The sequence below is a fragment of the Microcoleus sp. SVA1B4 genome (assembly GCF_036700545.1).
In the GTDB taxonomy this organism is placed as follows: domain Bacteria; phylum Cyanobacteriota; class Cyanobacteriia; order Cyanobacteriales; family Microcoleaceae; genus Microcoleus.
Genome location: NZ_JAUBPB010000073.1, coordinates 30,320 through 36,313, shown reverse-complemented (window position 1 = coordinate 36,313; position 5,994 = coordinate 30,320). Strand labels below are relative to the sequence as shown.

Genomic DNA, 5,994 nt, shown 5'->3' with positions numbered 1-5,994 from the left:
GTTTCCCATGTATAGTAAGTGTTCGCGAATGGCGCACCTTACCTGGATCGTTAATGGTTTAAATGCTCCACAGCTTAATTTGTTGTCAACACTTTACAATTATCAGTGAACTCTCAGGTCTAAAATTCAAAACCTTTAAATTTAACATAGATTTTTTTGCAAGAGGTCTATTACAATACCGAGATTCCCAGTGTTTGAAAGCTTCTTGCAAAAATGAGAATTGCTGGGGTTGTGAGTCATAACCTGTGCGCGTGCAGTACCTCCGCGTCACAGAGTTGACACTCTCCGACCTGAAGGTGCGGAGATTCTTAAGAAGTTTTGACGCTCTTAATGGCGCTGTCAAGACACCTCTAGACGTTCAAAACAACTACCTTTCGGTGCTGCAATTACGCTTACTTTTTGTATGCTTTCGTTCGCACTTCTCAACACTAGCCAGTTCGGTACGCTCCCCATCCTGCGCTGCTTGGCTGTACCTTAGTCTTTCTCAGTCAAAAATGCTGAGAGTGTCTTACTGCCCGGAATTTCACCGTTCTAGGAATGGTTCAGCACGTAGTTGATACGCCTACTTGTTCTGCACAATTCAATTCTAACACAATACACTCGTAGCCTAAAGGCTACAACTGCGTTTCATACCCTGCGGGAAAGACCGGGGTTCTCACGCGACGCGCTATAGGCGATGCCCGAATAATCCTCGAAAAACTGCACTGCGACCTCATCCGAAATCTTCAATGCTATATCCCGATTCGCGGTGAGCACCTCGCACCTCGATCTTTATATTCGAGAAGCTGTCGCCAACGGTGGGTTGTCCCGACGATCGCACGTTGCGACTGCTTTGATCGCCAGCCTCCATCACCGTATAACCGGCAGCCCCAGCTTCCTCGATGATCTTGGCGATCTTTTTCAGCAGCACCTTTTCAGCAGCACCTTTTCGTGACAAGGCAATACTCTATGGTTTTTCCTTGAACCATATCTTTAAGTTTATGCCAAAGATCGGCGAATTCACTACCCTCTGTTGAGAAAGATTGACTCAGATTAGCGGAAGCATTTTATAAAAAACACTTATCTTTTTGGCGCAATGACAACCATTCAACCAGCAAATCTAAGTATAAACTTAAGAATACCGTTCAAGGCGAAAGCATAGATGTCTGTCTTCTGTTCGACATCAATGTCAGGTTTAAGCGTTCCAGTCTCTCTCCTTGAAACACTCTCCATTCACAGTTGAATTTCTGACAGGTATTTCCGTAGCGGCGGGCAAGTGCCCGCCACCGCCACACACATTCGAGCAGCATGGAGCGTACACAATGAACAAGTTTGACTCAACTAAACTGCGGACCCAATTTGACAACACCAGCGAAGGCTGGCTAGTGCAGGTGTATAGCGCAGATCGCCGCCTGCTCTGCGTACTCGACTCGTCTCACGCCTGGACTTTTTTGTTGGGCTGTGGGTTCGGTCTCCTACTGGCGGTGGGGTGGTTTAACCTTGCCAGTTACAGTCCATCCACGACTTATGAACCGTCAACAGCTCCCCCTGAAATGTGGATTGATTAGCTCAGTCATTGCTAGAAGAGTGGTGTCCACGCAACTCCTGTTCCTGATTTTGCTGATCCCATACCGTCCTCGGTGCAATATCCGTGTATAGAGAAAATTCTGCGATCGCAATTTACACTGACGATATACGGGTTTTCTGAGAATAAAAGGAAAACTTATGATTTGAATTTGAAATTATGTGGGATATCCATGTAAAGCGATCGCAAGTTTGTGCGAAATTAAGAATATGACTTAAGTACATAGAATTTTGGGTCTTAATAGATATTGATCTATAGAAGTTACTGCGGGACAGCGACACCTTCTAGCCCCATTCGGAGAGCGACCATCTCTGAATCCCCTGGCGACAGGTGTTCGCATAACACCTGTCGGCAGGGTTGAAGCGCTGCACCCTTACTTCTTAAATCTCACCGCTCACAATAATCGCTCTTTTTTAGAGGAGGCAGCAGGAGGTATTCATGGATTTTTTGTCCTTGTTCTTAATGGACTTCATTAAGCAGTTGCAGTCCCCAACACTCGGGTTTTTGATTGGTGGTATGGTCATTGCCGCTCTCGGTAGCGAACTAATAATTCCAGAGGCGATTAATCAGATCATCGTCTTCATGTTGCTCATGAAAATCGGTCTGACCGGTGGTCAGGCGATCCGCAATTCCAACCTGACGGAGATGGTGATACCCGCAGCGTCTGCTGTAGCAGTAGGGGTTCTTGTTGTATTCATCGCGCGCTATACGTTGGCCAAGCTGCCGAAGGTCAACACCATAGATGCGATTGCGACCGGGGGATTGTTTGGTGCTGTGAGTGGCTCTACCATGGCTGCAGCCCTGACACTACTGGAAGAACAAAACATGCCATACGAGGCATGGGCTGCCGCACTCTATCCCTTCATGGATATCCCAGCGCTCGTAACGGCGATTGTGGTGGCCAACATTTATCTCAACCAGAAGAAGGGTAGTGCAGCAGCCCACTCTACCGTGCAGCAGTCTTTCAGCAAGCAGCCCGTTGCAGCAGGCGATTATCCCAGCACCCGGCAAGAGTATCTCAGCAAGCAGCAGAAGCCTGCGGATAATCGGGTCAAGATATGGCCGATCGTGCAAGAAAGCCTCCAGGGTCCTGCCCTATCGGCAATGTTGCTCGGCATTGCTCTTGGCCTGTTCACCCAGCCGGAAAGTGTCTATAAAAGCTTCTACGACCCCCTCTTCCGCGGCTTGCTTTCGATCTTGATGCTGGTCATGGGTATGGAGGCTTGGTCAAGACTTGGCGAACTACGTAAGGTGGCCCAGTGGTACGTCGTGTATAGCGTAGTGGCACCGGTGGTGCATGGGTTCATCGCCTTCGGTCTCGGCATGATTGCCCACTACGCCACAGGATTCAGCCTGGGCGGTGTTGTGATCCTGGCTGTTATTGCCGCCTCCAGTTCAGACATCTCAGGTCCGCCCACGTTGCGAGCCGGGATTCCGTCGGCCAATCCCTCCGCCTACATCGGCGCATCCACAGCCATCGGTACACCCATTGCGATCGGCTTGTGTATACCGCTCTTCCTCGGGCTGGCCCAGGCGATCGGTGGCAGCTAATCCCAGACGGGTCGCGGTCTGTCGGCGCTCCCTTGCTCCAACAGACCAAGCGACTCAATATATTAAGATCAACATACGTAGGTAAGGAGGTAACCAATATGCCCAAGCCAGCCAAAAAGCTTGTCATCGTCACGGAAAAGATTCTGCTGAAGAAGATCGTCAATATCATCGAAGAAGCCGGGGCAACCGGTTATACGGTTCTGGAAACCGGCGGTAAAGGCAGTCGCAACGTGCGATCGTCGGGACAACCTAGCGTTTCTGACACCACGGCGAATATAAAATTCGAGGTGCTCACCCCCGATCGGGATATGGCGGAGAATATTGCGGATCAGGTCGCAGTCAAGTTTTTCCTCGATTTTGCGGGCATGATCTATATCTGTGACGCGGAGGTACTGTACGGGCACAGTTTCTGTGGACCAGACGGCTGTTGAACCGAGACGACACAGACCTAAAAAGCCGGGGTCATGCCCCGGCTTTTTAGTAGCCGTATTTCTTGCCTGCGGACTTGGGTCTCAGTTGCAGTCCCCAGCGCGAGGCTTTCTGATCGGTGGTATGGTCATTGCCGCCAACGATGTAGCGAACTGCAAATTCCAGATGCGATCTATAGCCCAGGCTCGAATAGTGATTGAACATATTAATAGGAGTCTAAAAGTTTTCAAATTTTTGTCAAGTCGTTATAATCGTCGCCGCCGTTATGGTCTCCGTTGTAATTTGTTGTCAACACTTTACAATTATCAGTGAGATATCAGGTCTAAAATTCAAAACCTTTAATTTTAACATAGATTTTTTTTTCAATAGGTCTAATATACCGACAATCCCCCACTCGACTCCTCGCCCACTCTCGGAGGCTCCCTCACTGCAAAACTCGGACACTTCCCCACCTATTCCTAAAAATTCACAATTTTTTACAAAACACCCGAAACCTCAGCAAAGTCAATCTTTCCCAATCTAAAATTTAAAATCTAAAATCTAAAATCCCATAACTTTGCCCTCGCCTGACCCAAGCGATCCGAACTAACTTCGAGTTTGCCTCATCCACTAGCGTCTTGATGACCGTTCGAGTTACCCGCACAATCCATCAACTGCCTGCATCCTAGCCCGAAAGCCCAAAGCCCAGATTGTTTGATTCGTTTATTTTTGTTTTATTTTTGTACCTCTTTATATTAAGAAAGTATTTTAAAATTAATTTAAAAGCTAAAAAAATTATAAAAATAGATTTTTATATCAAAAAACCAGTTAAGATTCCCAAAGATGCAAAATAAACAAATTTACTAGCATTTTCATTTAGACGCCCCCTTTCTTTTCATCGCAAGTTAGCTAATAATGCTTTCAACGAGGTGACTAAGGGCCGAGTCCAAAATTGGTCTAACCCAAAGACGGATACAAGCCCCAAACAAAAGTCGTCGAGCTCGAAAATTTTAGTTAAAGAGAAGCCCCAGATTCATCTGTGGAGTCGATTCTTTAATCTCAAATCTGAAATCTCAAATCGACTGAAATTAAGGAAATTGCAATTGGGCTATGGCAATTGGGCTATGGCAATTGGGCTATGGCAATTGCAGGAAAACCCAGCCCTCATCGTTTTGATAGAAACCTATAGGAGAACCAAGAGTGAAACTAGCAGTTTACGGAAAAGGTGGAATTGGTAAATCGACAACAAGCTGCAACATCTCCGTTGCCCTAGCCAAGCGCGGCAAGAAAGTTTTGCAAATCGGTTGCGATCCAAAGCACGACAGCACATTTACCCTCACTGGCTTCTTGATCCCCACAATTATTGACACCCTTCAGCAAAAGGACTATCACTACGAAGACGTTTGGCCCGAAGATGTCATCTACAAAGGCTACGGCGGCGTTGACTGCGTAGAAGCAGGTGGCCCTCCTGCAGGAGCTGGCTGCGGCGGCTATGTAGTCGGTGAAACCGTCAAACTGCTCAAAGAACTCAATGCCTTCGACGAATACGACATTATCCTGTTCGACGTGCTCGGTGACGTAGTGTGCGGCGGTTTTGCAGCCCCCTTGAACTACGCCGATTACTGCATGATTGTTACCGACAACGGGTTCGACGCTTTATTTGCCGCCAACCGCATCGCCGCCTCAGTCCGCGAAAAAGCCCGCACTCACCCGTTGCGGCTCGCTGGTTTAATTGGCAACCGCACCTCAAAGCGCGACTTGATCGACAAGTACATTGACTCTGTACCCATGCCGGTGCTGGAAGTGCTGCCCCTGATTGAAGACATTCGCGTTTCTCGCGTTAAAGGCAAAACATTGTTTGAGATGGCAGAAAGCGATCCTTCCCTCAATTACGTCTGCGATTACTACCTCAACATCGCTGACCAGATTTTGGCAATGCCCGAAGGAGTAGTGCCCAACGACACGCCCGATCGCGAATTATTTGCCTTACTTTCAGATTTTTATCTAAATCCAGTGCAACCGGTGGTCAAGAAGGAGGAAGATGAGCTAGACCTGATGATGGTTTAATAGGTCTAGCGATCAGGATGAGGATAAAGAGGTTATGGCTTTTTTTGATACTTTTTCAGTTGCTCTCAAACAGAAGTGGTTGGACTACTACCAGGTAAATCGGGCTTGGCTGCTCCTGCACATGACGGCTGACAACACGGTCGCCACACCCGACGGCGGGAAAAGGCCTGTTTCTTACCTCATCCTGGGAATTGCGGCTGCCCTGGAGCCGGAACTCCAGCAATTAATGCTGCCCTTCTCAAAACTCAAGCCGGATGCAGACAGCCTGATCGAAGTGTTGGGGCTAAATTTTGACCCGGACATCGCGCTGGGTATGCCCTCAAATATAGTGCCGCAGACGATCGGCACATCTCCAACACCCACAGCGGCTCAAACTGCAACTGCTACACCCACAGCGGCTCAAA

The 5,994-nt window shown here is 48.1% G+C and carries 5 protein-coding genes and 1 pseudogene; 5 read left to right on the top strand and 1 reads right to left on the bottom strand.

The window, feature by feature from the left end:
- Positions 1 to 712: 712 nt before the first annotated feature.
- Complete coding sequence (locus QT987_RS25025) at positions 713 to 937, bottom strand: hypothetical protein (RefSeq protein WP_445299646.1); 225 nt, start codon at positions 935 to 937, stop codon at positions 713 to 715.
- A 1,065-nt stretch (positions 938 to 2,002) separates the two neighbouring features.
- On the opposite strand from QT987_RS25025, the gene QT987_RS25020 reads away from it, so the two are divergent.
- The 5 genes and pseudogenes from QT987_RS25020 to QT987_RS25000 form a co-directional block, all read left to right on the top strand.
- Complete coding sequence (locus QT987_RS25020) at positions 2,003 to 3,115, top strand: sodium-dependent bicarbonate transport family permease (protein WP_333245650.1); 1,113 nt, start codon at positions 2,003 to 2,005, stop codon at positions 3,113 to 3,115.
- A gap of 98 nt (positions 3,116 to 3,213) precedes the next feature.
- The gene (locus QT987_RS25015) at positions 3,214 to 3,546 is read left to right on the top strand and encodes a P-II family nitrogen regulator (protein WP_333056568.1); all 333 of its coding nucleotides are present in this window, start codon (positions 3,214 to 3,216) and stop codon (positions 3,544 to 3,546) included.
- 175 nt (positions 3,547 to 3,721) lie between these two features.
- A pseudogene (locus QT987_RS25010) lies at positions 3,722 to 3,856 on the top strand (IS5/IS1182 family transposase); the annotation flags it as partial.
- An 867-nt stretch (positions 3,857 to 4,723) separates the two neighbouring features.
- Positions 4,724 to 5,590 (top strand): ferredoxin:protochlorophyllide reductase (ATP-dependent) iron-sulfur ATP-binding protein, encoded by an 867-nt coding sequence (bchL, locus tag QT987_RS25005; protein ID WP_006634709.1) that lies wholly within the window; start codon positions 4,724 to 4,726, stop codon positions 5,588 to 5,590.
- Between the two features lie 34 nt (positions 5,591 to 5,624).
- The coding region (locus QT987_RS25000) for a DUF5331 domain-containing protein (protein WP_333245647.1) at positions 5,625 to 5,994 on the top strand (370 nt) is incomplete at its 3' end.